We start from the raw sequence: 22,594 nt of genomic DNA on the forward strand, positions 1-22,594 counted from the left end.
CATTTGTCAAACATATCCCATATTAGGTAGGGCAGATGCTTGTGCGCGGGCATGTCTGCCGGGGTCGCGTTTGGCATAGAGTGGGTTTGGAAAAACGAGCATTGATACGACAATTCGCCTTTGGGCTTGGGTTTATCTTTTCTGTAATGATGGAAGTTGGCGCACGCGCCGACGAAGTTGTCACGATTTGCTTTGAGGAATGGGCGCCATTTGCCTACACTCGCGACGGGGTAGCCCAAGGAATACAAATTTCATTGATGGAAGAAGCATTGGCGAGGATTGATCGAACGGTGGTCTTTCATTCCGTACCCTATCAACGATGCCGAAAATCGATGCAAGAAGGGCAGTATGACGCCATTCTTGCAGAGTCTTTAAGTCATGACGGGATTGCAACGGATGTCTCATTGTTGAGTTGGGATCTTGGTGTGGTTGTCCATCAAGATTGGCCTGCTGAGACATTTGACAGGCTGGAGGATTTTTCTGGAAACAGTGTGGGGCTTGTTAAAAGCTATTCCTATTCAGACCTGCTGGCAGGGGTCTACGATACGCTTGATGTGCAGTTTGCCCCCGATGCAATATTCAATCTCCGGAAGCTTGCTTTAAAGCGGATCGATTTTACGATCGTTGATGTTCCTTGGGCGATAACGGTGATCAACCAGGAAAAACTGCCGCTCAAGATATTGTTGCCGATCCTATCGTCCGAGCCGCAATTCACCACCTTTGGTCCTGGCAACGAAGCGCTGGTGGGACAACTTGATCAGGTGCTGCAAGAGATGGTTTCTGACAACACGGTCGAAGATGCTTATCGCAAAGTATTTGGCAATAACTTGCCACCCGGAATGACATTCCATTAGATCCGATGTAATCCGCGACGGTGTGCCAGAATGCCCATTCGGGCAAAAGAAAACCCCGCAGCCAAAAGGCATGCGGGGTTTTCTTTTTAATGGTGCCGGCAGAGAGACTCGAACTCCCAACCTTCGAATTACAAATCCGCTGCTCTACCAGTTAAAGCTATGCCGGCTCAGGCGGCGCGAAACTTAGTCCAGACTGTTCCTGAATGCAAGGGGGTGAATCACAGAATTTTGCATCTCTGATTTCCCCCTAGATTCGCACCATTCTTACTTGCGGTAAAGCTCGTAAAGCGCAACGGCCGCCGCGTTAGAGACATTAAGGCTTTCGATGCGGTCAGACATCGGCAACTTGACCAGAAAATCACAAGATTCGCGGGTCAAACGACGCAGGCCTTCGCCCTCGGATCCCATCACAATCCCGACGCGGCCATGCAGTTTGGCTTCGGCCATGGTCTGTTCGGCATAGCCATCCATGCCCGCCAACCAGAAATGGGCATTTTTAAGCTTGTCCAGCGTCTGGTTTAAGTTGCCGGCATGGATATAGGGCACGGTTTCAAGCGCACCGCTGGCCGATTTTGCCAACACACCGGTTTCAAGCGGGGCATGACGATCCGGAACAATCACGGCAGATGCGCCAAATGCGGCGGCACTGCGCAGGATTGCGCCAACATTGTGCGGGTCGGTGACCTGATCAAGAACAAGCACGGTGCATTGTTCCGAATCCTTATGATCGGCGATCAATTCTTCGACGGAAAGCTGGGGCAGGGGCGCGCAATGCATCGCCATACCTTGATGCACAGTGCCCGGTGGCAGCATTTCGTCAAGGTCGGTACGCCCGGCGGTATCAACAGCAATGTCGGTGCGTTCAGCATCCGCCAGGGCGGCATTGATTTCGTCCCGGACGTTTTCTGTCGCCCAGATTTTATGAATCGTGCGCTGCGGGTTGGCAATTGCCATGATAACCGGGTGACGCCCAAAGAGAATCAGGCGTGAATTTCCACCCGAAGAACCACCATCGCGGCCGCGCTTTCGTCCACGGCGCGAATTGCGTTCTTGGTTTTCATCGTTTTGCGGGAGGTTATCCTGCCCGACGTCACCTTGATGACGATTTCCTGAACGTGAGTTATTGCGACGCGACATAATGGCGGAAACCTCCGGGCCGTAAGGAACTGAATGCGTTTTGCTTGGCGAGATCGGCAAAGCTTGGGGAACATATAGGAAAGGAAATACGATTTCGTGTTTTTTTTGCTGTTGACAACACATGGCCCTCCGCCGTATTCCCTCCCTCGCCGCAACGAGGCCGGGGTCAAACCCGGATGGCGTTACGACCCTGATGGAGGGGTGGCAGAGCGGTCAAATGCAGCGGACTGTAAATCCGCCGACTTAGTCTACGCAGGTTCGAATCCTGCCCCCTCCACCATTCTCTCGCCCCTCGCGAGAGCTCGCACTAGAAATATGCGGGTGTAGCTCAATGGTAGAGCAGAAGCCTTCCAAGCTTACGACGAGGGTTCGATTCCCTTCACCCGCTCCAAGTTTACTATGTAACCCGTCGGCTCGTGCGGTGGGTTTCTACGTGTTTTTTTTGGTTCGGATTAGGATCTGAGTACAATGGCTAAAGAAAAGTTTGCGCGTACAAAACCGCACGTGAACGTAGGCACCATCGGCCACGTTGACCACGGTAAAACCACGCTGACCGCAGCGATCACCAAAGTTCTGGCAGAAGCCGGCGGTGCATCGTTCCAGGATTACAGCATGATCGACAAAGCACCGGAAGAGAAAGCTCGTGGTATCACGATCTCGACCGCGCACGTCGAATATGAAACCGAGAACCGTCACTACGCACACGTAGATTGCCCGGGCCACGCCGATTATGTGAAAAACATGATCACCGGTGCAGCCCAGATGGATGGTGGTATCCTCGTTGTTTCTGCAGCTGACGGCCCGATGCCACAGACCCGCGAGCACATCCTGCTTGCACGTCAGGTTGGCGTTCCAGCCCTTGTCATCTTCATGAACAAAGTTGACCAGGTCGATGACGAAGAGCTCCTTGAGCTCGTCGAAATGGAAATCCGTGAGCTTCTGTCTTCTTACGACTTCCCGGGCGACGATATTCCGATCGTAAAAGGTTCTGCACTTGCAGCCCTTGAAGGTCGTGATGATGAAATCGGCAAAAACGCAATCATCGAACTGATGAAAGCTGTTGACGATTACATCCCGTCCCCGGACCGTCCGAAAGACAAGCCGTTCCTGATGCCGATCGAAGACGTGTTCTCGATTTCGGGTCGTGGTACGGTTGTTACCGGCCGTGTTGAAACCGGCGTTGTTAAAGTTGGCGAAGAGATTGAAATCGTCGGCGTTAAAGACACGGTTAAAACCATCGTTACCGGCGTTGAAATGTTCCGCAAGCTGCTCGATCAGGGTGAAGCTGGCGACAACATTGGCGCGCTGCTGCGTGGTACCAAGCGTGAAGACGTTGAACGTGGTCAGGTTCTTGCCCATGTTGGTTCGATCAAGCCGCACACCAAGTTCACTGCAGAAGCCTACATCCTGACCAAGGATGAAGGTGGCCGTCATACGCCGTTCTTCTCGAACTACCGTCCTCAGTTCTACTTCCGTACGACTGACGTCACCGGTTCGATCGAGCTGCCAGAAGGCACCGAAATGGTTATGCCGGGTGACAACGTTCAGATGACCGCAACCCTCATTGCACCGATCGCAATGGACGAAGGTCTGCGTTTCGCAATCCGTGAAGGCGGTCGTACCGTCGGCGCGGGCGTTGTTGCCAAGATCCTCGAGTAATTTTTGAGATTTTGCACGATTGAGTGCTTGATCTTGGATGTGCGGGCGGCTATAACCCGCCCGCACACCCTGCCGCCCGGGCAGGGATGAGCCAGAAAGAAGATAAACTTTTCAACTTTCTGTCGATCTTGTAGGAGTGTAGCTCAGTTGGTAGAGCATCGGTCTCCAAAACCGAGTGCCGGGGGTTCGAGTCCCTCCTCTCCTGCCAATTTTTTCCGGGTTGTGAAACAAAGTATTAGAAAGCGGTGTAACCCCAACAATGGCTAAAACGTCGCCAGCACAATTCGTACAGCAGGTCCGCACCGAGGCAAAGAAAGTCTCGTGGCCGTCCCGTAAGGAAACGACTGTTTCTACCATTATGGTCTTCGTAATGGTGGCTCTTGCGTCGATTTTCTTCTTTGTTGTCGATCAGCTCCTCGCATGGGGTGTTAAGCTGGTCTTTGGTGTTGGGGGTTAAGGTCATGGCGCATCGCTGGTACGTTTTGCACGTTCACTCCGGTTTTGAGAAAAAGGTCGCCCAGTCGATCCGCGAGCAGTCCATCAAGAAAGGTCTTGAGGGCGAAATCGAAGAGGTCCTGGTTCCGACGGAAGAAACTGTCGAGGTGCGTCGCGGCACCAAGGTCAATGCCGAGCGGAAGTTTTTCCCGGGCTATGTCCTGCTGAAGATGGATCTCACTGACGAAAGCTGGCATCTGGTCAAAAATACCGCCAAAGTTACCGATTTCCTCGGTAGCCGTGGTAAGCCAATGCCGATTTCCGAAAAGGAAGCTCAGCACATTCTGCATCAGGTGCAGGAAGGTGTTGATCGTCCGAAGCCGACCATCGCTTTCGAGGTTGGCGAGGAAGTACGCGTTTCCGACGGCCCGTTTGCATCGTTTAACGGTGTTGTCGAAGGTGTTGATGAAGAACGAGCACGCCTTAAGGTGTCTGTTTCGATCTTCGGTCGTTCAACGCCGGTCGAGCTGGAATACGCCCAGGTCGAGAAGCTTTAAAAAACGATCTTGTAAAATGATGTCCCGGTCTGCTATACGCAGGCCGGACTTTAAAGCGCGGGAGGTCAGCCATGACCGGACCGCGCGCTTCTGTAAGAGGTACTCTAATGGCGAAAAAAATCGACGGCTATCTTAAGCTGCAGATTCCCGCCGGCAAAGCCAATCCGTCACCGCCTGTCGGTCCGGCTCTTGGTCAGCGCGGCGTGAATATCATGGAATTCTGCAAAGCATTTAACGCTGCTACCCAGCAGATGGAACCAGGTATGCCGATTCCGGTCGTCATCACCGTTTATTCCGACCGTTCGTTCAGCTTTGTTACCAAAACCCCGCCAGCATCCTACTTCCTGAAAAAGGCAGCAGGCATTGCAAAAGGTTCCGGCACCACCGGTAAAGGTTTTGTTGGTAAAGTTACCAAAGCACAGGTCAAAGAAATCGCAGAAGCCAAAATGGTTGATCTCAACGCATTTGACGTTGAAGGCGCGATGGCAATGATCGAGGGCTCTGCCCGTGCAATGGGTCTCGAGGTTGTGGAGTAAGACGATGGCCAAGACTGGTAAACGCCTTGCCCAGGCCTATGAGGGCATCGACCGTAACACCCAGTACGAGCTGACAGCTGCTGTCAAACTCGTCAAAGAAGGTGCAAAAGCTAAATTCGATGAAACCATCGAAATGGCAATGAACCTTGGTGTTGATCCGCGTCACGCTGACCAGATGGTCCGTGGTGTTGTTTCTCTTCCGCATGGTACCGGTAAAACCATGCGCGTTGCAGTCTTCGCAAAAGACGCCAAAGCAGAAGAAGCGCTTAAAGCTGGTGCTGACACTGTTGGTGCAGAAGACCTGATGGAAGCAATGCAGAAAGGCGATCTGAACTATGATCGCGTTATTGCAACCCCGGACATGATGGCTGTTGTCGGTCGTCTCGGTAAGGTTCTCGGCCCACGTGGCCTGATGCCGAACCCGAAACTCGGCACCGTAACCATGGATGTTGCTACCGCAGTTTCCGACGCAAAAGCTGGCCAGGTCCAGTTCCGTGCGGAAAAAACCGGTATCGTACATGCTGGTATCGGCAAAGCTTCGTTCAGCGAAGATCAGATCATCGAGAATGCCAAGGCATTCATCAGCGCGATCGTAAAAGCAAAACCGGCTGGCGCAAAAGGTATCTACCTTCAGCGTGCGGCGATCAGCTCCACCATGGGTGCTGGCGTCAAATTGTCGATTGCTGACATCGCGTCGAAATAAGAATTTTTCGAATTCTGACCGGTCTTCGGATCGGTCAGGACCGGAGGGGGTTTTATGCCCTCTCTACCTGTCTGTCCCAGACTGCAGGTGAGTGAGATTAATCGCTCTTAATTTCCTGCATAGGCAGAGGTTCCGGTTCTTGGTTTTCCCCGTATGGGGCTCACAAAAGGCTTGGACATCTGGCAAACGGATGGGCGTCACAGACCAGTTCGAAAGGATTGGTCGCGTCTGTGAACCTCTTTATGGGGTTCAGGGCAATAAGCAATGTCGGAGACTAAAAGTGAACCGCGAAGAAAAACAACAGTTCGTAGCAGAAATGCGCGAAGTGTTCGGAGCAGCGGAAGGCGTAATCGTTACCCAGTATAAAGGGCTGACGGTTGCACAAATTACCGCTCTTCGTGCACAGATGCGTGAATCTGGTGCGGGCTTCAAGGTCACCAAAAACCGGCTTACGCGACTTGCTCTTGAAGGCACTAAATTTGCTGGTCTTGCAGACTACTTTACCGGCCCGGTTGCAATCGGCTATTCAGCTGATCCTGCATCGGTCGCAAAAGTAGCCTCCGAGTTCGCAAAAACCAACGACAAGCTCGTTATTGTTGCTGGTGCCATTGGCGAACAGATTCTGGACGAACAGGGCGTTAAAGCTCTGGCAGAACTGCCGTCGCTGGACGAACTTCGTGCGAAACTGGTTGGTATGATCCAGACCCCGGCACAGCGTATCGCTACGCTGACTTCCAAGCCGGCGGCTCAGATCGCCCAGGTGCTGAAGGCACACGCCGAAAAAGGCGAAGCCGCGTAAACCAAATTATCCAGATATCTTTGATATCTAAGTTCAAGCCTAGGAGACTACTACAATGGCCGATCTCAATCAGATTGTTGAAGATCTTTCCGCTCTTACCGTTCTGGAAGCTGCAGAGCTTTCCAAATTGCTCGAAGAAAAATGGGGCGTTTCTGCCGCTGCTCCGGTTGCTGTAGCTGCTGCTGGTGGCGTTGCTGCCGCTGCTGCTGAAGAGCAGACCGAATTTGACGTTATTCTGACCGCCGCTGGCGAAAAGAAAATCAACGTCATTAAAGAAGTACGTGGCATCACCGGTCTTGGCCTCAAAGAAGCCAAAGACCTGGTCGAAGGCGCACCGAAAGCTGTTAAAGAAGGCGCGTCGAAAGACGAAGCTGCTGAAATCAAGAAGAAACTTGAAGAAGCAGGCGCAACCGTCGAACTTAAATAATCGACGGCTTCTTGCCAAGGTCTGGGTCGGCGTCCTTCGGGCGCCGGCCCATCCGTCTCTGTGCACCGGGCAATTGTGTTTCGGGTGATGCAGCGACGCGAACAGGAATTTAACGGTTGACGCTGCCAAAGGTAATCGTACATAACGGTAGGCTGTTTAGGTCAAAGGTTATCTTTGACGGCGTCGACAGCCGAGGGATCAGTGATCTCATTCAAGTTGGATGTCACATAACATCCACGGTCATAATCAAGTGAACGCCCGCCCCGTACGGGGCTCGGGCGTCGTCGTGCTGTATGCGTTTTGCGTAAATCGGGAACGGTACAGGATGAAGACGAACGAGTTCGGACGGTGTGGGGAGGCGCGATTAAAGGAACGATGATGGATAAGTCCTTTACTGGTCGAAAGCGCATCCGCAAAAGCTTTGGACGGATCAGCGAAGTCGCTCCGCTCCCGAACCTCATTGAGGTTCAAAAGAATTCCTACGATAAGTTTTTGCAGACCGGAACGCCGCAGGAGCAGCGGAATGATGCAGGTCTTCAGGAAGTTTTCAAGAGCGTCTTTCCGATTAAAGATTTTTCGGAACGCGCAACTCTTGAATTCGTGTCGTACGAACTTGAGCAGCCGAAATACGATACAGAAGAGTGTCGCCAGCGGGGCATGACTTTTGCCGCACCGCTGCGTGTAACACTGCGTCTGGTTGTCTGGGATATCGACGAGGACACGGGTGCCCGTTCGATCCGCGATATCAAAGAACAAGACGTCTATATGGGCGACATGCCGCTTATGACCGAACACGGTACTTTTATCGTGAACGGCACCGAGCGTGTGATCGTTTCTCAGATGCACCGTTCGCCGGGCGTCTTCTTCGACCATGACAAAGGGAAGAGCCACAGCTCTGGCAAATATCTGTTTGCTGCGCGTGTTATTCCTTATCGTGGTTCGTGGCTCGATTTTGAATTCGACGCAAAAGACATTCTTTATGTCCGTATCGACCGTCGCCGCAAATTGCCGGCGACCACGCTGCTTATGGCTCTTGAAAATCTTGAGTCTGAACAGCTGCGTGCACAGCGTGCCGAAGAAGGGCGCTCTGTCGATCCGTCGGAAATCGAGGGTCTTACCCCGGAAGAAATTCTCAACTACTACTATGAGTCGGCAGAATACCGCCGGACCAAAGATGGTTGGGTTACCGAATTCAATGCAGACCGTTATATCGGCCAGAAGCTGGTTCACGATCTTGTTGATGCAAGCAACGGCGACGTTTTTGCAGCAGCAGGTTCGAAAATTACCAAGCGTTCTGCTGCCAAGATCACCGAAGACGGTGTCAAAGAGATCCTCGTACCGGAAGAGCAGCTTAACGGCTGGTTCATGGCCGATGACCTTATTGACGGCGAAACCGGTGAAATTCTGGCAGAAGCCGGTCACGAACTGACCGAAGAAGTGTTCGAGCAGCTGAAAGAATGGAATGTCGATTCCATTCGTCTGCTGATGATCGATCACAACAAGGTTGGTCCGTATCTGCGGAACACCATCGCACTGGACAAGAACAGCAACCGCGAAGAAGCCCTTGTGGATATCTATCGCGTTATGCGCCCTGGCGAGCCGCCGACCCTTGAGGGTGCGGAAGCTATGTTCAAAGGCCTGTTCTTCGATTCAGAACGTTACGATCTCTCGGCTGTTGGCCGGGTGAAGATGAATGCACGTCTTAATCTTGAATGTGCAGACACCGTTCGTATCTTGCGTCGTGAAGACATTATGGAAGTCGTTCGTGTTCTCATCGACCTGAAAGACGGTCGCGGCGAAATCGACGACATCGATCACCTTGGTAACCGTCGCTTGCGTTCGGTTGGCGAGTTGATGGAAAACCAGTTCCGTGTTGGTCTTTTGCGTATGGAACGTGCGATCCGCGAGCGTATGAGCTCGGTCGAGATCGACAACGTCATGCCGCATGACCTGATCAATGCAAAGCCGGTTGCAGCTGCTGTTCGTGAATTCTTCGGCTCTTCGCAGCTGTCGCAGTTTATGGATCAGACCAACCCGCTTTCGGAAATCACCCACAAACGTCGTCTTTCGGCGCTTGGACCAGGTGGTTTGACCCGTGAGCGTGCAGGCTTTGAAGTTCGTGACGTTCATCCGACCCACTATGGTCGTATCTGCCCGGTTGAAACGCCGGAAGGTCCGAACATTGGTCTGATCAACTCGCTGGCAACCTTCGCCCGTGTCAACCAGTACGGCTTCATCGAAAGCCCGTATCGTAAGGTTGTCGACGGCAACGTGACCCCGGAAGTTATCTATCTTTCGGCGATCGAAGAAGGTCGTTATGTTATCGCACAGGCCAACGAACCGTTGACCGAAGGCTTTAACTTTGCAAACGAACTGATCAATACACGTAAAGCCGGTGACCACTATATGGCCCGCTCCGAAGAGATCGACCTTATGGACGTCTCGCCGAAGCAGCTGGTATCGGTCGCATCCGCGCTCATTCCGTTCCTTGAGAACGATGACGCGAACCGCGCACTGATGGGGTCGAACATGCAGCGTCAGGCGGTTCCGTTGATCCGTTCTGAAGCACCGTATGTCGGGACCGGTATGGAAGTTCCAGTGGCACGTGATTCGGGTGCAACCCTGGTCGCACGCCGTGATGGTGTTGTGGAATCTGTTGATGCGACCCGTATGGTTATTCGCGCAACCGGTGACATTGCCGCCTCGGAATCGGGTGTGGATATCTACACCCTGCTGAAATATCAGCGTTCCAACCAAGGCAGCTGCATTAACCAACGTCCGTTGGTTAAAGTTGGCGATGTTGTTGAAAAAGGCGACATCATTTCGGATGGTCCGTGTACCGATATGGGTGAACTTGCCCTCGGCCGTAACGTGCTTGTCGCGTTCATGCCGTGGAATGGTTACAACTTCGAGGATTCCATCCTTCTGTCCGAGCGTATCGCACGTGATGACGTTTACACCTCGATCCACATCGAGGAATTCGAAGTCATGGCCCGCGATACCAAGCTGGGTCAGGAAGAAATCACCCGTGATATTCCGAACGTCGGTGAAGAAGCCCTTAAAAACCTCGATGAGGCGGGCATCGTTTACATCGGTGCGGAAATCAAACCGGGCGATATCCTTGTCGGTAAGGTAACGCCGAAGGGCGAAAGCCCGATGACACCGGAAGAAAAACTTCTGCGTGCCATCTTCGGTGAAAAAGCATCTGACGTCCGTGATACGTCGCTGCGTGTCCCACCGGGACAGTTCGGTACCATTGTTGAAGTCCGCGTGTTCTCACGTCGTGGCGTCGACAAGGACGAACGTGCCCTGGCAATCGAACGTTCGGAAATCGAACGTCTCGCAAAGGACCGTGATGACGAACGCGCCATTCTTGAGCGCAACTTCTATGGTCGTTTGAAAAACCTTCTGCTTGGCCAGTCGCTTGTTGATGGTCCTAAGGCCCTCTCAGGCGAGATCACCGAAGACAGCCTTTCGGGTGTTGCACGTGGTCTTTGGCGCCAGATTGCCGTTGCTGATGACGCTGTCATGTCTGATATCGAAGCTCTGAAAAAACAGTTCGAAGAATCGATTACTGTTCTTCAGGCCCGTTTCGATGACAAAGTTAACAAGCTGCAGGCTGGTGACGAATTGCCGCCGGGCGTGATGAAGATGGTTAAAGTCTTCGTTGCTGTTAAACGTAAAATGCAGCCGGGCGATAAGATGGCTGGCCGTCACGGGAATAAGGGTGTCGTATCGCGCATTATGCCGGTTGAAGACATGCCGCACCTCGAAGACGGTACGCCGGTCGATATCGTTCTGAACCCGCTTGGTGTTCCATCGCGTATGAACGTTGGCCAGATCCTTGAAACCCACCTTGGTTGGGCGTCACGTGGTCTTGGTGAACAGATCGGCGAACTTGTCGATGCTGTTGCCGACGGTCGTGGTCAGATGGAAGATCTGCGCAGCAAGCTTAATGATGTCTATGAAGGCGATGAATACATCGCTGGCATCAAAGAGCTTTCTGATGGTGATGTCATTGAGCTTGGCAACAACCTGCGTCGCGGCGTCCCGATGGCCACTCCGGTCTTCGACGGTGCACGTGAGCCTGATGTTGTTCGTATGCTTGAGAAAGCCGGCCTTGATGGTTCTGGCCAGGTCGACCTTTATGATGGTCGTACTGGTGAGAAATTCCATCGCAAGGTGACTGTTGGGTATATCTATATGCTCAAACTGCACCACTTGGTCGACGACAAGATCCACGCACGTTCGATTGGTCCGTACTCACTTGTTACCCAGCAGCCGCTGGGTGGTAAGGCGCAGTTCGGTGGCCAGCGTTTCGGGGAGATGGAAGTATGGGCACTCGAAGCTTACGGTGCTGCATACACGCTTCAGGAAATGCTTACGGTTAAATCGGATGACGTTTCGGGCCGTACCAAGGTTTACGAAGCTATCGTTCGTGGCGAAGACACCTTCGAGGCTGGCATTCCGGAGTCGTTTAACGTTCTCGTTAAAGAACTCCGTTCGCTTGGTCTCAATGTCGAGCTTGAGCAGAACGACTTTTAAGTGTTTGGCTGATCGGGATGTCCAACCGGACATCCCGATCGCCATGACGCATCTTTCGGCCTGAAATTGGCGAAACCCGGCGAGACCGGGCATAGCGGGAGAGCCTTTATGAACGAGTTGATGAAGATCTTCGGGCAGCCGCAGGGCACCCAGAGCTTCGATCAGATCCGGATTCAGATTGCCAGCCCGGAGCGTATTCGCTCCTGGTCCTTTGGTGAAATCAAGAAACCGGAGACCATCAACTACCGGACCTTTAAGCCGGAACGCGACGGTTTGTTCTGTGCGCGCATTTTTGGTCCGGTGAAGGATTACGAATGCTTGTGCGGCAAGTACAAGCGTATGAAGTATCGCGGCATTATCTGTGAAAAATGCGGCGTCGAAGTGACTCTGGCTAAAGTACGTCGTGAACGTATGGGCCATATCGAACTGGCGGCACCTGTTGCCCATATCTGGTTCATGAAGTCACTGCCGAGCCGCCTTGGCTTGCTGCTCGACATGACGCTCAAGGATCTTGAGCGCATTCTGTACTTCGAAAACTATGTGGTTATCGAACCGGGCCTTACCCCGCTTAAAATGGGTGAGCTCCTGTCCGAAGACCAGTATATGACTGCTCAGGAAGAGTATGGCGAAGACAGCTTCCGTGCCGGTATCGGCGCAGAAGCCATCCGCGATATGCTTGCGGCAATCGATCTTGATGAAGAACGCGAAACCGCGAAAATCGACCTCAAGGAAACCAATTCCGAAGCCAAGCGCAAGAAGCTGGTCAAGCGTCTCAAACTGATTGAGGCCTTCCAGGAATCTGGCGCACGCCCGGAATGGATGATCCTTGAAGTTATTCCGGTTATTCCGCCAGAGCTGCGCCCGCTGGTGCCGCTTGATGGTGGCCGTTTTGCGACCTCCGATCTGAACGACCTTTACCGTCGTGTGATCAACCGTAACAACCGTCTGAAGCGCCTGATCGAGCTTCGTGCGCCTGATATCATCGTGCGTAACGAAAAACGTATGCTTCAGGAATCGGTTGATGCGCTGTTTGACAACGGTCGTCGCGGTCGTCCAATCACTGGTGCCAACAAGCGTCCGCTCAAATCGATGTCGGATATGCTTAAAGGTAAGCAGGGTCGTTTCCGTCAGAACCTTTTGGGTAAACGCGTCGACTATTCCGGTCGTTCCGTTATTACCGTGGGTCCGAACCTGAAACTGCATCAGTGCGGTCTGCCAAAGAAAATGGCACTCGAACTGTTCAAGCCGTTCGTTTACGCGAAGCTGGAACTGTACGGGATGGCAACCACCATCAAAGCTGCAAAGCGTATGGTGGAAAAAGAGCGTGCCGAAGTTTGGGATATCCTTGAACAGGTTATCCGTGAACACCCGGTCATGCTTAACCGCGCACCGACCTTGCACCGTCTTGGTATCCAGGCCTTCGAACCTACCCTGATTGAAGGTAAGGCGATTCAGCTTCACCCGCTCGTTTGTACTGCGTTTAACGCAGACTTCGACGGTGACCAAATGGCTGTTCATGTCCCGCTGTCGCTTGAAGCCCAGCTTGAAGCACGTACCTTGATGATGTCGACCAACAACATCCTTTCACCAGCATCGGGTAAACCGATTATCGTGCCGTCGCAGGATATTGTTCTGGGTCTGTATTACATCTCGATGGAACGTGATGGTCAGCCGGGCGAGGGGATGTCATTTGTAAACATCGCCGAAATCGAGCAGGCACTGGATGAAGGTGTTGTTAACCTGCACTCCAAGGTTAATGCCCGTTACCACACGGTTGATGCCAATAATGAACCGATCACGGTTCGTGTTGCGACGACCCCGGGCCGCATGTTGCTGTCGGAACTTCTGCCGCGTCATCCGCGCATTCCGTTCTCGACCATCAACAAGCTGCTGACCAAAAAAGACGTCTCGAACGTTATCGATGTCGTCTACCGTCACTGTGGCCAGAAAGAGACTGTTATCTTTGCTGACCGCATGATGGGCCTTGGTTTTAACTGGGCATGTAAAGCCGGTATTTCGTTTGGTAAGGATGACATGATCATTCCGGATGCCAAAGAACCACTGGTTGGCGGCACCCATGACAAGGTCAAGGAATACGAGCAGCAATACCAGGATGGTCTCATCACCCGTGGTGAGAAATACAACAAGGTTGTTGATGCTTGGTCACAGTGCACCGATGACGTTTCCGAAGCGATGATGAAAGTCATTTCGGCGACGGCTGAAGGTGACAATGTGAACTCGGTTTACATGATGGCGCACTCCGGTGCCCGTGGTTCTGCCGCTCAGATGCGTCAGCTGGCTGCTATGCGCGGCCTGATGGCGAAACCTGATGGCTCGATCATTGAAACGCCAATTATTTCGAACTTTAAAGAAGGCCTGACCGTGCAGGAGTACTTCAACTCCACTCACGGCGCGCGTAAAGGTCTTGCCGATACCGCACTGAAAACGGCGAACTCGGGTTATCTGACCCGTCGTCTGGTGGACGTGGCCCAGGATTGCATCATCACTCAGCATGATTGCGGTACTGATCGTGGCCTCGACATCGCAGCAGTTGTCGATTCCGGTGAAGTTATCGAAACCCTGTCTGATCGTATCCTCGGTCGTTTCACTGCTGACGAGATTGTTAATCCGTCGACCGGTGAAATCATCGTACCGAAGAATGCGATGGTCGAAGAAGATCACCTTGATGTGATCGAAAAGGCCGGCGTTGAAATGTCGCGGATTCGCTCCGTTCTGACCTGTGACGCGGAAACCGGTGTTTGTGGCCATTGCTATGGTCGTGACCTGGCCCGTGGTACGACGGTCAATATCGGCGAAGCTGTTGGTGTTATTGCCGCACAGTCAATCGGTGAGCCGGGTACTCAGCTTACGATGCGTACGTTCCACATTGGTGGTGCGGCACAGCGTGGTGCAGAGGTTTCCGGTGTCGAAGCGAATTTCGATGCGACTGTTAAGTTGAAAAACCGCGCAGTTGTTGAAAACTCGTCGGGCGTGAATATCGTCATGGCGCGTAACCTCGAAATTCTCCTGATCGACAAAACCGGTCGTGAACGTGCGAAATATCGCGTCCCTTACGGTGCCAAACTTCTGACTGATGAAGGCGCACAGGTAACACGTGGCCAGAAACTGGCCGAGTGGGATCCGTACACCTTGCCGATCATCACCGAGAAAGAAGGCTATGTGAACTATGTCGACCTTCTTGAGAACGTAACCATTCGCGAAGTCTATGACGAAGCGACCGGTATTGCGGCCAAGACGGTTATCGACTGGAAGAGCATGCCCAAGGCGTCCGACCTTAAGCCGCGCGTTACCTTGCGTAACGAATCGGGTGAGGTCATCAACCTGGATAACGGTCTTGAAGCCCGCTACTTCCTGTCGGTTGACGCTATTCTCTCGATCGAGAACGGTCAGAAAGTCGCTGCGGGTGACGTGCTTGCACGTATTCCGCGTGAAGGTTCGAAAACCCGTGACATCACCGGTGGTCTGCCGCGTGTTGCCGAGCTGTTCGAGGCCCGTAAACCGAAAGAACACGCAATTATCTCGGACATTCCGGGGCGCGTCGAATTCGGCAAGGACTATAAGAACAAACGTCGCGTTATCGTTCATCCGCTCGAAGACTCCGGGCTGACTGAACCGGTTGAATACATGATCCCGAAAGGCAAACATCTTGCCGTTCAGGAAGGGGACTTCGTTGAAAAAGGCGATCAGCTCCTTGATGGTTCACCAGTTCCGCACGATATCTTGCGTGTTATGGGCGTTCCGGCACTGGCCGACTACCTGGTCAACGAGATCCAGGAAGTTTACCGACTGCAGGGCGTGAAGATTAACGACAAGCACATTGAAGTCATCGTTCGTCAGATGCTCCAGAAAGTGGAAATTACCAAACCGGGTGATACGACGCTTCTGGTTGGCGAAATTATTGACCGCGTTGATTTCGATGCTGAAAACGACCGCGCTGTTAAAGAAGGCGGTGAACTGGCAGAAGGCGCTCCGGTCCTCCAGGGGATCACGAAAGCTTCGCTCCAGACGCATTCCTTCATCTCGGCCGCATCGTTCCAGGAAACCACGCGCGTTCTTACCGAAGCAGCTGTTTCGGGCAAAACCGATACTCTTATCGGTCTGAAAGAGAACGTCATCGTGGGTCGTTTGATCCCGGCAGGTACCGGTGCGGTGATGAACCGCTTCCGTGCACTGGCCGCCGAACGCGACAAAACGGTACAGATCGAAGCAGAAGAAGAAATTGGCGACAACTTCGGCCCGCAGGCCGATGGCGACGCTCCTTCACTGCCGGCAGGCGAATAACCTCGTCGCGCCAGATAGTTAAAGCATCAGAGGCGAACCGGAAATCTTATCGACGCACCGGTTCGTCTCGGCGTTTGAAGCGCCAACTCGAAGGTCCAAATGGTTTTGCTTGACGCAAAAGGGGGCCGTCACTAGTATGCGCCCACCAAATCTAGGGGGGTGTAACTGTGCCGGTACCGTTTTGTGCGGTAGCGGGCGGTTTTCGCCCCCCATCGCTTGAGTGCGACTCTGACGGCCGTCGAGGGCAGGAACTCCTGCATTTTATGGGCGTCCTCGCGTGTTTTCGTACTTGTACGAAGACGCGTGGTCGCTCGTCGTGCGTCGATAAGAGCAGCGCCCTTGTGGCGTCCGTTGAAGTACAAAGGGAAAATTAATGCCCACTATTAACCAGTTGATCCGCAAGTCGCGATCACCGCGCACGCAGCGCGATATGGTTCCGGCACTGGAAGCATGCCCGCAGAAACGCGGCGTTTGCACCCGTGTTTATACCACCACCCCGAAGAAGCCGAACTCGGCACTTCGTAAGGTTGCTCGTGTTCGTTTGACCAACGGCTACGAAGTAACCTCTTACATTCCGGGTGAAGGCCATAACCTTCAGGAACACTCTGTCGTGATGATTCGCGGCGGCCGTGTGAAGGATTTGCCAGGTGTGCGTTACCACATCATTCGCGGTACCCTCGATACACAGGGTGTCAAAGACCGTAAACAGCGTCGTTCGAAATACGGCGCGAAGCGTCCGAAATAGGGAGCAGCTCAGATGTCACGTCGTCACGCTGCTGAAAAGCGCGAAGTATTACCTGATGCCAAATATGGCGATAAGGTTCTCACTAAATTCATGAATGGTCTGATGCTCGACGGTAAAAAATCCGCTGCAGAAAAGATCGTTTACGGTGCTTTGGAAGTTATGGAAGGCAAGGGTGCAGACCCTGTAGCCCAGTTCCATGAAGCCATGGACAATGTGAAGCCGAACGTTGAAGTTCGTTCGCGTCGTGTTGGTGGTGCTACCTACCAGGTTCCGGTTGAAGTTCGTTCCGAGCGTCGTCAGGCACTGGCCATTCGTTGGTTGGTCGAAGCTTCGCGCAAACGTTCTGAAACGACCATGGTTGGTCGTCTCGCCGGTGAATTGATGGACGCAGCCAACAACCGTGGCTCGGCCGTCAAGAAACGCGAAGACACCCATCGTATGGCCGAAGCTAACAAAGCATTCGCTCATTACCGCTGGTAATTCTGACCTCAAGATCAAGAGTCGATTATGGTACAACGTACTCCGATCTCTCGGTATCGTAACATCGGCATCATGGCTCACATTGATGCTGGTAAGACTACGACCACCGAGCGAATTCTTTTCTACACCGGCAAGTCCTACAAAATCGGCGAAGTCCATGACGGCGCCGCGACGATGGACTGGATGGAACAGGAACAGGAACGTGGCATTACGATTACGTCTGCTGCGACGACCTGCTTCTGGAAAGAAAACCGCATTAACATCATCGACACCCCGGGCCACGTTGACTTCACGATTGAAGTTGAACGTTCGCTTCGTGTTCTCGATGGTGCATGCGCAGTGTTTGACGCCGTTTCTGGCGTCGAACCGCAGACCGAAACTGTATGGCGCCAGGCTGACAAGTACCACGTACCGCGTATGTGCTTTGTCAACAAAATGGACCGTACCGGTGCAGACTTCTTCCGTTGTGTTGAAATGATGAAAGAACGTCTCGGTGCCAATGTTGCTGTTATGCAGCTGCCGATTGGTTCTGAAATGGAATTCGAAGGTGTTGTCGATCTGGTAAAAAACCAGGAGATCGTCTGGAAAGACGAGAATCTCGGCGCAGAATTCGAATACCGCGATGTTCGCGATTCGCTCAAAGACCAGGTTGCTGAATATCGTGAAGCCCTGATTGAACAGGCGATCGATTTCGACGAAGCAGCAATGGAAGCTTACCTTGAAGGCGAAATGCCGTCTGAGGAACTTCTTAAGAAGTGCCTTCGTAAAGGTACGCTGAAAGGCGAACTGGTTCCGGTTCTTCTTGGTACTGCGTTCAAGAATAAAGGCGTTCAGCCGCTTCTTGATGCGGTCATCGATTACATGCCGGCTCCGGATGACATCGACGACGTGCGCGGCATTAAGCCGGGCACCGAAGATGAGCCGGATTCACGTCCGCTTAACGACGATGCACCTTTCTCGGGTCTTGCGTTCAAAATCATGAGTGACCCGTTTGTTGGTTCGCTTACCTTTGTGCGTATTTATTCGGGTGTACTCGAAGCTGGTTCCTACGTTCTCAACTCTGTTAAAGAGAAAAAAGAACGTATCGGCCGTATGCTTCTTATGCATTCAAATAACCGCGAAGAAATCAAATACGCATGCTCGGGCGACATCGTTGCTCTGGTTGGCATGAAGGATACCACCACTGGTGATACCCTTTGTGATCCGGCCAAGCCGATCATTCTTGAGCGTATGGAATTCCCGGATCCTGTTATCGAGATCGCTGTTGAGCCGAAATCGAAAGCTGACCAGGAAAAAATGGGTCTCGCTCTTGCGCGTCTTGCTCAGGAAGATCCATCATTCCGCGTTAAATCCGACCACGAATCCGGCCAGACCATCATCTCCGGTATGGGCGAGCTTCACCTCGACATTCTTGTCGATCGTATGAAGCGTGAATTCAAAGTTGAAGCAAACATCGGCGCGCCGCAGGTTGCTTACCGTGAAACGATCTCGAAAGAGATCGACGTTGACTACACCCACAAAAAACAGTCGGGTGGTTCGGGTCAGTTCGCGCGTATCAAACTCACCTTTACACCGGGTGAACCGGGTACGGGCTTCAGCTTCACCGATAGTGTTGTTGGCGGTAACGTTCCTAAAGAATACATCCCGGGTGTTGCCAAAGGTCTCGAAAGTTCCCTTCCGAACGGCGTGATCGCAGGCTTCCCGGTAACTGACTTGTCGATCAAGCTGACCGACGGTGCCTACCACGACGTCGACTCGAGCGTCATGGCCTTCGAAATCGCTGCACGCGCAGCATTCCGCGAAGGTCTTGCCAAAGCTGCTCCTAAGCTGCTTGAGCCGATCATGAAAGTCGAAGTAGTGACCCCGGAAGAGTATATGGGCGACATTATTGGCGATCTGAACAGCCGTCGCGGTCAAGTCCGCGATATGGACTCCCGTGGTATTGCACGCGTTGTTAACGCGTTCGTTCCGCTGGCGAACATGTTCGGTTACGTCAACACACTGCGCTCCATGTCTCAGGGCCGTGCCCAGTTCGTGATGCAGTTCGATCACTATGCCGATGTCCCGCAGGCAGTTGCGGACGAAGTTAAAGCCAAATCGGCTGGCTGATGCCAAGCCAGAATAAACGGAGTTAGAAATGGCTAAAGAAAAGTTTGCCCGTACAAAACCACACGTTAACGTAGGCACCATCGGCCACGTTGACCACGGTAAAACCACGCTGACCGCAGCGATCACCAAAGTTCTGGCAGAAGCCGGCGGTGCATCGTTCCAGGATTACAGCATGATCGACAAAGCACCGGAAGAGAAAGCTCGTGGTATCACGATCTCGACCGCGCACGTTGAATATGAAACCGAGAACCGTCACTACGCACACGTAGATTGCCCGGGCCACGCCGATTATGTGAAAAACATGATCACCGGTGCAGCCCAGATGGATGGTGGTATCCTCGTTGTTTCTGCAGCTGACGGCCCGATGCCACAGACCCGCGAGCACATCTTGCTTGCACGTCAGGTTGGCGTTCCTGCCCTTGTCATCTTCATGAACAAAGTTGACCAGGTCGATGACGAAGAGCTTCTTGAGCTCGTCGAAATGGAAATCCGTGAGCTTCTGTCTTCTTACGACTTCCCGGGCGACGATATTCCGATCGTAAAAGGTTCTGCCCTTGCAGCCCTTGAAGGTCGTGATGATGAAATCGGCAAAAACGCAATCATCGAACTGATGAAAGCTGTTGACGAATACATTCCGTCCCCGGACCGTCCGAAAGACAAGCCGTTCCTGATGCCGATCGAAGACGTGTTCTCGATTTCGGGTCGTGGTACGGTTGTTACCGGTCGTGTTGAAACCGGCGTTGTTAAAGTTGGCGAAGAGATTGAAATCGTCGGCGTTAAAGACACCGTTAAAACCATCGTTACCGGCGTTGAAATGTTCCGCAAGCTGCTCGATCAGGGTGAAGCTGGCGACAACATTGGCGCGCTGCTGCGTGGTACCAAGCGTGAAGACGTTGAACGTGGTCAGGTTCTTGCCCATGTTGGTTCGATCAAACCGCACACCAAGTTCACTGCAGAAGCCTACATCCTGACCAAGGATGAAGGTGGCCGTCATACGCCGTTCTTCTCGAACTACCGTCCTCAGTTCTACTTCCGTACGACTGACGTGACCGGTTCGATTGAACTGCCAGAAGGCACCGAAATGGTTATGCCGGGTGACAACGTTCAGATGACCGCAACCCTCATTGCACCGATCGCAATGGACGAAGGTCTGCGTTTCGCAATCCGTGAAGGCGGTCGTACCGTCGGCGCGGGCGTTGTTGCCAAGATCCTCGAGTAATTTTTCTCTTGATCTTTGTGGAGCGGGCGGCTATTTAAGCCGCCCGCAACACTTTTGCGGCAATCGTCAACTCCAGTTGAGGGGCCGGTGTCCTTTTGAGGGCTCCGGTACATAATTACATGGATAGTCAGAACATTCGCATTCGCCTTAAGGCGTTTGACCATCGCGTGCTGGATCAGTCCACACGTGAGATCGTCAATACGGCGAAGCGCACTGGCGCAGAGGTCCGCGGCCCAATTCCGCTGCCGACCCGCATTGAAAAGTATACTGTTCTGCGGTCTCCGCACATCGATAAGAAATCGCGTGAACAGTTCGAAATCCGTACGCACAAGCGTCTTCTCGACATTGTCGACCCGACCCCGCAGACCGTCGATGCTCTTATGAAGCTCGATCTGGCTGCCGGCGTCGACGTCGAGATCAAGCTTTAATCGGGAGTAAGCCGCAATGCGTAGTGGACTTATTACCCAGAAGGTCGGCATGACCCGCGTCTTTAAAGACGATGGTTCCCACCTTCCTGTAACCGTTCTGAAGGTCGAAGATCTTCAGGTTGTCGCCAACCGTACCAACGACACTGACGGCTACGTCGCTGTTCAGCTTGGTTATGGCAAAGCGAAAGTGAAAAACGTATCGAAACCGATGCGCGGTCACTTCGCCAAAGCCAAGGTTGAGCCGAAAGCCAAACTTGCTGAATTCCGCGTTAGCGAAGATGGCCTGATCGAAGTTGGTGCAGAACTTTCTGCTGCTCACTTTGTTGAAGGTCAGTACGTTGACGTAATCGGCACCTCCATCGGTAAAGGTTTTGCCGGTGCGATGAAGCGTCATAACTTCGGTGGTCTTCGTGCGTCGCACGGTGTGTCTGTATCGCACCGTTCGCATGGTTCTACTGGTCAGTGTCAGGATCCGGGCCGCGTCTTCAAAGGTAAGAAGATGGCAGGTCACATGGGTGCCGCACGTGTAACGGTTCAGTCCCTTAAGGTTGTCGTTTCTGACGAAGCCAAAGGCCTGATCCTGATCCATGGTGCAATCCCAGGTCACAAGGGCGCATATGTTCTTGTAAAGGATTCTGTTAAACGTGCTGCGCCGGAAGGTCTTCCGTTCCCAGCCGCGCTTAAGGGTGCTGCCCCGGCTGCTGAAGAAGCTGTCGCCGAGGATAAGGAATAAGCATCATGAAGCTCGACATTCTTAAACTTGACGCTTCCAAGGCAGGTAACATCGATCTCCCAGAAGAGATCTTTGGTCTGGAAGTACGTCGTGACATTCTTCACCGTATGGTTAACTGGCAGCTCGCGAAGCGTCGTGCCGGTACCCATAAAGTGAAAGAAAAGTCAGAAATTTCTGCTACCACGAAAAAATTCGTGCGTCAGAAGGGTAGTGGCGGCGCTCGTCACGGTTCCCGTAAGGCTGCACAGTTCCGTGGTGGTGGTGTTGTGCATGGTCCACGTGTTCGTGACCACGCACATGATCTGACCAAGAAGTTCCGTAAACTCGCGCTTAAAACCGCTCTGTCGGCTAAAGCAAAGGACGGTAAACTTATCGTTCTTGATAATGCGGAATTCTCGGATGCCAAAACCAAGAGTCTGGTCGCAGTTTTCGATAAACTCGGCTGGAAATCTGCACTGATCATCGACGGTACGCAGGTCAATGAGGGCTTTGCACGCGCAGCGCGCAATATCCCGCAAATTGATGTGTTGCCTGAGATCGGTGCTAACGTCTATGACATCCTTCGCCGTGACACCTTGGTGCTCACCAAGGGGGCGGTCGAAGCGTTGGAGGCACGTCTCAAATGACGATCATCAGCAAAGAGCGGATGTACGAAGTCATCCGCGCCCCGCATATTACTGAAAAGTCGACGCTGATTTCTGAACACAACGCAGTTGCGTTCAAAGTTGCGATCGACGCCACCAAGCCGGAGATTAAGGCTGCTGTGGAAGGTCTGTTCGGGGTGAAGGTCAAGGCGGTCAATACCTCTGTGGTAAAAGGAAAGACCAAGCGTTTTCGCGGTATTTCCGGTCGTCGGAGTGATTTCAAGAAAGCGATGGTTACCCTCGAAGAGGGTCAGTCCATCGACGTGACTACGGGAATCTAAG

The 22,594-nt window shown here is 52.9% G+C and carries 19 protein-coding genes and 4 tRNA genes; 21 read left to right on the top strand and 2 right to left on the bottom strand.

The genetic code is table 11. The annotated features are described in order from the left end of the window. The first annotated feature begins 86 nt into the window (after window positions 1-86). Complete coding sequence (locus ACQ0MK_RS03325; protein WP_430474823.1) at window positions 87-854, top strand: substrate-binding periplasmic protein; 768 nt, start codon at window positions 87-89, stop codon at window positions 852-854. A 90-nt stretch (window positions 855-944) separates the two neighbouring features. Here ACQ0MK_RS03325 and ACQ0MK_RS03330 read toward each other — a convergent pair. Then, window positions 945-1,021: transfer RNA gene (locus ACQ0MK_RS03330), tRNA-Thr, on the bottom strand. Window positions 1,022-1,118: 97 nt separating this feature from the next. After that, the gene (gene rlmB, locus ACQ0MK_RS03335) at window positions 1,119-1,991 is read right to left on the bottom strand and encodes a 23S rRNA (guanosine(2251)-2'-O)-methyltransferase RlmB (protein WP_430474824.1); all 873 of its coding nucleotides are present in this window, start codon (window positions 1,989-1,991) and stop codon (window positions 1,119-1,121) included. Window positions 1,992-2,186: 195 nt separating this feature from the next. On the opposite strand from rlmB, the gene ACQ0MK_RS03340 reads away from it, so the two are divergent. From ACQ0MK_RS03340 to ACQ0MK_RS03435, 20 genes are all read left to right on the top strand, one after another. Continuing rightward, window positions 2,187-2,271: transfer RNA gene (locus ACQ0MK_RS03340), tRNA-Tyr, on the top strand. A 37-nt stretch (window positions 2,272-2,308) separates the two neighbouring features. Further along, window positions 2,309-2,382 (top strand) — tRNA-Gly (locus tag ACQ0MK_RS03345). Between the two features lie 77 nt (window positions 2,383-2,459). After that, window positions 2,460-3,650: an elongation factor Tu gene (tuf, locus tag ACQ0MK_RS03350; RefSeq protein ID WP_430474825.1), complete on the top strand. Its 1,191-nt coding sequence runs from the start codon at window positions 2,460-2,462 to the stop codon at window positions 3,648-3,650. A 132-nt stretch (window positions 3,651-3,782) separates the two neighbouring features. Beyond that, window positions 3,783-3,858, top strand: a tRNA-Trp gene (locus ACQ0MK_RS03355). A 51-nt stretch (window positions 3,859-3,909) separates the two neighbouring features. Then, window positions 3,910-4,107 (top strand): preprotein translocase subunit SecE, encoded by a 198-nt coding sequence (gene secE / locus ACQ0MK_RS03360; protein WP_044828413.1) that lies wholly within the window; start codon window positions 3,910-3,912, stop codon window positions 4,105-4,107. Window positions 4,108-4,111: 4 nt separating this feature from the next. Continuing rightward, window positions 4,112-4,642, top strand: coding sequence for a transcription termination/antitermination protein NusG (gene nusG, locus ACQ0MK_RS03365; RefSeq protein WP_350059743.1), 531 nt, complete (start codon window positions 4,112-4,114; stop codon window positions 4,640-4,642). Window positions 4,643-4,749: 107 nt separating this feature from the next. Continuing rightward, the gene (rplK, locus tag ACQ0MK_RS03370; protein ID WP_350041667.1) at window positions 4,750-5,178 is read left to right on the top strand and encodes a 50S ribosomal protein L11; all 429 of its coding nucleotides are present in this window, start codon (window positions 4,750-4,752) and stop codon (window positions 5,176-5,178) included. A 4-nt stretch (window positions 5,179-5,182) separates the two neighbouring features. Continuing rightward, window positions 5,183-5,881: a 50S ribosomal protein L1 gene (rplA, locus tag ACQ0MK_RS03375; protein WP_430474826.1), complete on the top strand. Its 699-nt coding sequence runs from the start codon at window positions 5,183-5,185 to the stop codon at window positions 5,879-5,881. Window positions 5,882-6,161: 280 nt separating this feature from the next. Further along, window positions 6,162-6,680: a 50S ribosomal protein L10 gene (rplJ, locus tag ACQ0MK_RS03380; protein ID WP_350041669.1), complete on the top strand. Its 519-nt coding sequence runs from the start codon at window positions 6,162-6,164 to the stop codon at window positions 6,678-6,680. A gap of 55 nt (window positions 6,681-6,735) precedes the next feature. Then, complete coding sequence (gene rplL, locus ACQ0MK_RS03385; protein ID WP_350041670.1) at window positions 6,736-7,107, top strand: 50S ribosomal protein L7/L12; 372 nt, start codon at window positions 6,736-6,738, stop codon at window positions 7,105-7,107. Window positions 7,108-7,485: 378 nt separating this feature from the next. Beyond that, entirely contained in the window at window positions 7,486-11,652 is a 4,167-nt protein-coding gene (gene rpoB / locus ACQ0MK_RS03390; protein WP_430474827.1) for a DNA-directed RNA polymerase subunit beta, read from the top strand. 108 nt (window positions 11,653-11,760) lie between these two features. Further along, window positions 11,761-15,954 carry a DNA-directed RNA polymerase subunit beta' gene (rpoC, locus tag ACQ0MK_RS03395; RefSeq protein ID WP_430474828.1) on the top strand — a complete coding sequence of 1,398 codons (4,194 nt, stop codon included), beginning with the start codon at window positions 11,761-11,763 and terminating at the stop codon, window positions 15,952-15,954. A gap of 373 nt (window positions 15,955-16,327) precedes the next feature. Then, window positions 16,328-16,699: a 30S ribosomal protein S12 gene (gene rpsL / locus ACQ0MK_RS03400; protein WP_350041673.1), complete on the top strand. Its 372-nt coding sequence runs from the start codon at window positions 16,328-16,330 to the stop codon at window positions 16,697-16,699. A gap of 12 nt (window positions 16,700-16,711) precedes the next feature. Further along, window positions 16,712-17,179, top strand: a complete 468-nt coding sequence (gene rpsG, locus ACQ0MK_RS03405; protein WP_350041674.1) for a 30S ribosomal protein S7 — start codon at window positions 16,712-16,714, stop codon at window positions 17,177-17,179. Window positions 17,180-17,206: 27 nt separating this feature from the next. Continuing rightward, window positions 17,207-19,288 (top strand): elongation factor G, encoded by a 2,082-nt coding sequence (gene fusA / locus ACQ0MK_RS03410; protein ID WP_430474829.1) that lies wholly within the window; start codon window positions 17,207-17,209, stop codon window positions 19,286-19,288. A gap of 28 nt (window positions 19,289-19,316) precedes the next feature. Next, window positions 19,317-20,507, top strand: coding sequence for an elongation factor Tu (gene tuf, locus ACQ0MK_RS03415; protein ID WP_430474830.1), 1,191 nt, complete (start codon window positions 19,317-19,319; stop codon window positions 20,505-20,507). Window positions 20,508-20,626: 119 nt separating this feature from the next. Further along, on the top strand, window positions 20,627-20,935 hold the full coding sequence (rpsJ, locus tag ACQ0MK_RS03420) for a 30S ribosomal protein S10 (RefSeq protein ID WP_007091508.1): 309 nt from the start codon (window positions 20,627-20,629) through the stop codon (window positions 20,933-20,935). Between the two features lie 16 nt (window positions 20,936-20,951). Next, window positions 20,952-21,668, top strand: coding sequence for a 50S ribosomal protein L3 (gene rplC, locus ACQ0MK_RS03425; protein ID WP_430474831.1), 717 nt, complete (start codon window positions 20,952-20,954; stop codon window positions 21,666-21,668). Window positions 21,669-21,673: 5 nt separating this feature from the next. Then, the gene (rplD, locus tag ACQ0MK_RS03430) at window positions 21,674-22,294 is read left to right on the top strand and encodes a 50S ribosomal protein L4 (protein WP_430474832.1); all 621 of its coding nucleotides are present in this window, start codon (window positions 21,674-21,676) and stop codon (window positions 22,292-22,294) included. Continuing rightward, on the top strand, window positions 22,291-22,593 hold the full coding sequence (locus ACQ0MK_RS03435) for a 50S ribosomal protein L23 (protein WP_008892176.1): 303 nt from the start codon (window positions 22,291-22,293) through the stop codon (window positions 22,591-22,593). The genes rplD and ACQ0MK_RS03435 overlap by 4 nt, the downstream gene beginning before the upstream one ends. The last annotated feature ends 1 nt before the right edge of the window (window position 22,594 follow it).

This window comes from Thalassospira lucentensis, from assembly GCF_050516545.1.
Taxonomy (GTDB): Bacteria; Pseudomonadota; Alphaproteobacteria; order Rhodospirillales; family Thalassospiraceae; genus Thalassospira; species Thalassospira lucentensis_C.

Bases quoted from the DNA above. Each gene is read 5' to 3' on its own strand.
- nusG (WP_350059743.1), top strand. From the start codon at position 4,112: ATGGCGCATCGCTGGTACGTTTTGCACGTTCACTCCGGTTTTGAGAAA.
- rplD (WP_430474832.1), top strand. From the start codon at position 21,674: ATGAAGCTCGACATTCTTAAACTTGACGCTTCCAAGGCAGGTAACATC.
- fusA (WP_430474829.1), top strand. From the start codon at position 17,207: ATGGTACAACGTACTCCGATCTCTCGGTATCGTAACATCGGCATCATG.
- rpsJ (WP_007091508.1), top strand. From the start codon at position 20,627: ATGGATAGTCAGAACATTCGCATTCGCCTTAAGGCGTTTGACCATCGC.
- rpoC (WP_430474828.1), top strand. From the start codon at position 11,761: ATGAACGAGTTGATGAAGATCTTCGGGCAGCCGCAGGGCACCCAGAGC.
- rpsG (WP_350041674.1), top strand. From the start codon at position 16,712: ATGTCACGTCGTCACGCTGCTGAAAAGCGCGAAGTATTACCTGATGCC.
- rlmB (WP_430474824.1), bottom strand. From the start codon at position 1,991: ATGTCGCGTCGCAATAACTCACGTTCAGGAAATCGTCATCAAGGTGAC.
- tuf (WP_430474825.1), top strand. From the start codon at position 2,460: ATGGCTAAAGAAAAGTTTGCGCGTACAAAACCGCACGTGAACGTAGGC.
- rplK (WP_350041667.1), top strand. From the start codon at position 4,750: ATGGCGAAAAAAATCGACGGCTATCTTAAGCTGCAGATTCCCGCCGGC.
- ACQ0MK_RS03435 (WP_008892176.1), top strand. From the start codon at position 22,291: ATGACGATCATCAGCAAAGAGCGGATGTACGAAGTCATCCGCGCCCCG.
- rpoB (WP_430474827.1), top strand. From the start codon at position 7,486: ATGGATAAGTCCTTTACTGGTCGAAAGCGCATCCGCAAAAGCTTTGGA.
- secE (WP_044828413.1), top strand. From the start codon at position 3,910: ATGGCTAAAACGTCGCCAGCACAATTCGTACAGCAGGTCCGCACCGAG.
- rplL (WP_350041670.1), top strand. From the start codon at position 6,736: ATGGCCGATCTCAATCAGATTGTTGAAGATCTTTCCGCTCTTACCGTT.
- tuf (WP_430474830.1), top strand. From the start codon at position 19,317: ATGGCTAAAGAAAAGTTTGCCCGTACAAAACCACACGTTAACGTAGGC.
- rpsL (WP_350041673.1), top strand. From the start codon at position 16,328: ATGCCCACTATTAACCAGTTGATCCGCAAGTCGCGATCACCGCGCACG.
- rplA (WP_430474826.1), top strand. From the start codon at position 5,183: ATGGCCAAGACTGGTAAACGCCTTGCCCAGGCCTATGAGGGCATCGAC.
- rplC (WP_430474831.1), top strand. From the start codon at position 20,952: ATGCGTAGTGGACTTATTACCCAGAAGGTCGGCATGACCCGCGTCTTT.